Genomic DNA, 1775 nt, shown 5'->3' on the forward strand with positions numbered 1-1775 from the left:
GCATATACTTTTTTATTTATATTATCCTTTGAAATAAATTTTTTACCGAAAATTCTTTATCATTTGACTAAACAATTTATTTTTTTTGCATATCTTGAAATTTATAATTTCCTAAATAATAAAAAAATGAAGGGAAACCTTCATTTTTTGTTGAAAGGTTTCCTTAATTTTCTGAAACCAAATGATGTATTGTTTAGGTATTTAAATTTATTAATTAGTATAGTGATTATTCACAAAAACTGCTTTCTATGATATATTTAAAATAAAAAGGGGAAATTAATGAAACAAATACTTTATGGTACAAGAAATGATGCCAAGGTAAAACAGATAAAAGAGGCGTTAAATGGTATGGATATTGAAATCATTGGATTAAACGATATAAATAAAAAAATACCTAAAGTAATTGAAGATGGAAAAACTCCATTAGAAAACGCCAAGAAAAAAGCTGAATCATATTTTCAAGAATTCAAAATTCCAATTTTTTCTTGTGATTCAGGACTATATTTCGAAGGAGTAAAGGATGTAGATCAACCTGGAGTTTATATAAGAAGAGTTAAAGGAATAGAGCTTTCTGACGATGAAATGATTGAATATTATTCAAATATTGCGAAAAAGAATGGCGGTGAAATTATTAGTCGTTATGAAAATGCAATCTATCTAAAAATAGATGAAAATACTAGCTTTAAATATCAAGGACCGGAGATATCTTTTGATAAATTTATAATATCAGAAAAACCTTATGACTTAAAAATAAAAGGTTTTCCGCTAGATTCATTATCTAAAAATATTATAACTAACAAATACTATCTTGAAGAAAAGAAAACAGATGAGCAAGAAAATCGTATGTATAAAGGAATTAGAAAATTTTTTAAAGAAAGTTTTAAGCACACTATTTAAAATAGTGTGCTTTTTATTTATAGAAAAAAATAAGAATTTTTTGACTTATATTTTCCTAAATATCGGCTTCATCTTCTCAAAGGTAGTTACATATTCCACTTTAAGTTCCTTTAAAATTTCATAAGCTTTTGAAAAATCCATGGCTATCTGTTCTTTTCTATGAGCATCAGATCCTACAGTTATTATTTTACCACCTAACTCAACATATTTTTTTATAATTTCAAAACACGGATAGACTCTGTTTTCATTGTACCTATACCCAGAAGTATTTATCTCTATTCCTTTTCCTTTCTCAATTAGTTTTTCTAGAATTTCCGTTATTAAATCCCAATTCTTATCTAAATCCATTCCAGCGAATTCTTTTCCCCCATATCTAGTAATAAAATCTAAGTGTCCCCAAACATTATATTTAGTATACAACTCGATATTTTTTAAGATTGTTTGAAAATAAAGTTTTTGAATTTCATCACGAGTCTTATCTTTTTGAATAGTTCCGTTAGATAGATCAATTTTATTAATTCCATGATTAGAAGCAATAACAAAATCAAAATCATATTTTTCTACTAAAGATTCTAGGTATTCCCTAGTCTGAGGCTGTACCCCAATTTCTACTCCGTGTCTTATCGTTATTTTCTCTTTATAGATCTCTTTTAGCTCCATTATTTTTTCTTTATATTTATCCAAATCTAAAGTCCATTTTTCAAAGTCTATATCTAACATATCATATTCCAAATGGTCTGTAATCGCGATTTCATCTAATTTTAAAAATATAGCTTGTTTTACTATATCATCTATATTTTCATTTGAATCTCCAGAAAAACTACTATGTATATGATAATCTGCCTTAAACATAATTTTTACACTCCCTCTATTTTTTT

General features: G+C 26.1%; 2 protein-coding genes. One reads left to right on the forward strand and one right to left on the reverse strand.

Features of this window, described 5'->3' with window-relative positions:
- The first annotated feature begins 279 nt into the window (after positions 1-279).
- Positions 280-897 carry a non-canonical purine NTP pyrophosphatase gene (locus WBG30_RS00480; RefSeq protein WP_424502681.1) on the forward strand — a complete coding sequence of 206 codons (618 nt, stop codon included), beginning with the start codon at positions 280-282 and terminating at the stop codon, positions 895-897.
- A gap of 45 nt (positions 898-942) precedes the next feature.
- Here the strand turns inward: WBG30_RS00480 and WBG30_RS00485 are convergent.
- Positions 943-1775, reverse strand: an 833-nt coding sequence (locus WBG30_RS00485) for a histidinol-phosphatase HisJ family protein (RefSeq protein WP_424502682.1), incomplete at its 5' end; no start/stop codon positions are given.

The organism is Psychrilyobacter sp., assembly GCF_049671765.1.
Taxonomy (GTDB): Bacteria; Fusobacteriota; Fusobacteriia; order Fusobacteriales; family Fusobacteriaceae; genus Psychrilyobacter.